4 protein-coding genes are annotated in these 3,225 nt (G+C 60.3%); 1 reads left to right on the forward strand and 3 read right to left on the reverse strand.

The features are described from left to right. Positions 1-246 (forward strand): hypothetical protein (locus M3461_19005; GenBank protein ID MDQ3776291.1); only part of this gene is annotated, 246 nt, incomplete at its 5' end. Positions 247-555: 309 nt separating this feature from the next. Here the strand turns inward: M3461_19005 and M3461_19010 are convergent. The 3 genes from M3461_19010 to M3461_19020 all read right to left on the reverse strand — a co-directional run bounded on the left by M3461_19010 (position 556) and on the right by M3461_19020 (position 3,098). Continuing rightward, complete coding sequence (locus tag M3461_19010) at positions 556-816, reverse strand: hypothetical protein (GenBank protein MDQ3776292.1); 261 nt, start codon at positions 814-816, stop codon at positions 556-558. Positions 817-923: 107 nt separating this feature from the next. Then, a complete protein-coding gene (locus tag M3461_19015) occupies positions 924-2,447 on the reverse strand; it encodes a S8 family serine peptidase (protein MDQ3776293.1) in 1,524 nt (507 codons plus the stop codon). Between the two features lie 60 nt (positions 2,448-2,507). After that, complete coding sequence (locus tag M3461_19020) at positions 2,508-3,098, reverse strand: hypothetical protein (GenBank protein ID MDQ3776294.1); 591 nt, start codon at positions 3,096-3,098, stop codon at positions 2,508-2,510. Positions 3,099-3,225 lie beyond the last annotated feature (127 nt).

Below are 3,225 nucleotides of genomic sequence, written 5' to 3' on the forward strand. Positions count from 1 at the left end.
TTGATGCTGTGCGATCCGCGCATCCATACCCGCTCCTATGGCCAGATGTTCCTGACCGCCCTCCCCCCGATGCGCCGCACTTCCGAGCTCAGCGACGTCCAATCGTTCTTTGCGTCCGGCGATCCGACCCTCCCGCAGCCAATGTCACACAGCTCAACGGATCTGGAAAGTTCCGTCTCCCTTCGGGAGAAGGTTGCCGTAAAAGATGTTACGCGTGTGGGCAAAGGAAACCCCTCATCGTCCTAGGTGACGATGCTGATAGAGGAATCAGGTGGGCATGAGGCGGCTAGCTGCCCGCTACCGAACGCCGAAGATAGGTCTATGAGATCAGAGGGTCTCTAGTCTCATCTTGAAAGCACAGTAGAATCAGCAACAGATAGAACTGTCCGGGGGTTGTAGCAATATATTGTCCGCTTCGGATGGGGCAGTTGTAGCCGCCCGCCAATGAGCGGCGGACGTTACGCTGCGGCCTTATGGAGCAGCGTCCCTGAGCCTCGTAGTCGGCTGGTCTGCGCGGGCCGTGAAACATGATGCGCGTGCGGGCAGCCGGTCTGCCTAAGGGACCCTGATGGCGAACGGGAGCTTGATGCGGATCCCTGTCGAGCTGACAGTCCCGGTCGAGTTCCGGATCTCCATGGCGCCCCGGATCCTCTTTCGCGTGCTGGTCCGGGCGATCTGCCTTCCCACCTTCCGTAGCTTGAGCCTCACGTTCGCGATCTGCCCGGCGGGGATCTTGGCAACGCCGGAAGCAAACAGGAGCCGCCTCTGCGCCTTGACCGCCAGACCTTCGCTGAGCCGCAATGCACTGGCAGGCACGAAGACCTTGACCCTGATGTTGCACGACGTCCCAGACCCCAATCGCGCATTGCACCTAATGAGGACACGGCATGCCGACCCTGTGCAGCCTAGTCGCGGATTTTGGCTCAAGGGCGTTGCGTTAGGGGGCAATATCGGAATTGTCGGAGTTGATGGTGGGATGTTATTGGTGGCGAGGGCGGGAGGTCGGGCTGGGGTGGCGGCGGTGGCGGCGGTGCGACCTCACCGAGCGCGGCGTCTGCCTGGATCAACCCGAAGCCGGTGCCAAAGTCGAAGCCGGTGTCGAAACCGCCGGTACTCGGATCATCCATGTCCATCGCCGTGGCCTTTAACGCCGCATACGTGGCATCGGGCGTCAAGGTCGAGACCAGATCCTTCATGAGCGCGGCGACGCCGGCGGCATGCGGCGCGGCGGCCGAAGTCCCGAAGAAGTTCGGGAAACCCGTGCCATCCGTGTCACTCCCGAAAAACGAGGTGTCGGCCCCGTCCGGCGCCGTGATGTCCGGCTGCTGGCGGACCTCCGGTGTGGCGAGCCGATCCCCGGCGGTATCAAATAGGATGGGCGTGCCCCCGGCCGACGAGAACGTCTCGACGAGCGGCAGATCCCGCCCGAATGCGGGCGTATCCCGGTAATCGGCGGCGCCGACACCGAGTCCCCCGAGTGCGGCGCTATGCGCCCAGGAGGCTCCGTTCTTGGTATCGAACTGATCGATCGTGATCGAGCCGCTCCCGACGTTCACCGTCTTCATCAATCCCGGGTTTGGACAGGCGAGCCGCAGGATCCTCACCCCGAAGGTGGTTACGGGACCGCCATTGGTGAAGCCAAAGACCTCGAAGGGATCGCCCCCGACGTTGTCGGCAGCACTGCCGGCAACAAGGGCCTCACAGGCCACGTTGGTGAGCACGATGTCCATGTCGCTCGCCGAGCCCGGTGCCCCGCTGACCGAGAAGAAGGGCTCGTCCCATTGGTAGACCTGGGTCAGTGTCCGGCCGACCGGGATGGTGATCTGCTGGCAGTATCGACACCGGCACCCGGATCGAAATCGTGCGCCTCTTGCGGCCCGAAGCCGATGTCGAAAAACACGCCGCTCGCACGGAAGGGGGGACTCGTAAGCCTTGCGATCCTCATTTCCGGCGGAGCTGAAATAGGCCACCCCCATCCCTTTGACGGTGTCGACCGCCTGGGCGATGATGCCGTCCTGGTAGAAGGGCTCGGCGAAATAGATGACATCGTCGTTGATGAGCTTCGCGCCGGCGTTGGCGAGATCGATGATGCCCTGGGCAAAACTGGCCTGGCCTTCGAACGCCGTGTGGAAGGCCTGGCTGGCCCCGGGGGCGACGTCATGGATGATCTCCATCATGCCCCGCCCTTCGTCCGTAGCCTCGGTACAGGGACTCAGCTCGTCCAGCACGGTCACCCCGGCGGGCAGTTCGCCGCTCGCGACGCCGGCCGCGGCGCCGCCGAGACAGTCGTAGCTGTCCGACAGGGTGCCCACCATGACCCCGGTGCCGTCGACCACAAAGGCCGTGCGACCGATGTCTGCACGCATCGCGGCGACCCCCTGGCTGGTCACGTCGCCGACCTGGGTGGCCGCGTAGGCGGGACGGGCGAGCTCTACGCCCTTCGGCACCCCTACCCGCTACTACCATACTGCCCTCCCTCTAGCGCCCCTCGAGTGCATCTACATAATCTACCCTTGCCGGTCTACTACGACGGTACTACTGTCCTTGTCCTTCGATACCATCAATACGTTTTCGAACCTGTCGATGAACGTCGCTTGATGGTCGATTACGAACTGTTGTCCACCAAGGGAGATGAGCCGCTCCCACATGCACTCCCGTCCTTGTTCATCCGAACCATTCGTAGGTTCGTCCCATACGATCAACTCTAGATTGTAGCCAAGGTATTCGATTGTGATTTGACGCAACGACAGAAACGCTGCCAGGTCTACTCTACGGAGTTCACCATCACTCAGGGCTTCTAATTGTAAATCGCCACCGCTACGAGTTATTACTATATCCACTTCAGGACGTTTGGAAGATTGCAGGCCCTTGACCTCCAACCTAGTTGAGTCTGGATGACAACCAAGGTAGTTCACTTCCTGGCAGAACAAGGCATTCCATCTTTCGATCACCTCACTCATGGTCTGGAAGCGAATCTCCTGGAACCCAAGAGGCCAGAATTGCAACGCATCTCTATTTACCAACAGTGCAGACAATGCATTCTGTGCTACCGACAGATCATTCTGTTTCTTGAGTTTGGATTTGCGAACCAACTCCAACGGGTGAAGATCTTTTTTAACGACAACAGATCAATAGGTTATGAGCGAAAATGCTTGGAAGAGAGGGCACTCCGTGGTAGGTATGGGTTTCTCTAGATCATACGTCCCACAAAGGAGGCCCTCTCAT

This window comes from Pseudomonadota bacterium, assembly GCA_030860485.1.
Taxonomy (GTDB): domain Bacteria; phylum Pseudomonadota; class Gammaproteobacteria; order JACCXJ01; family JACCXJ01; genus JACCXJ01.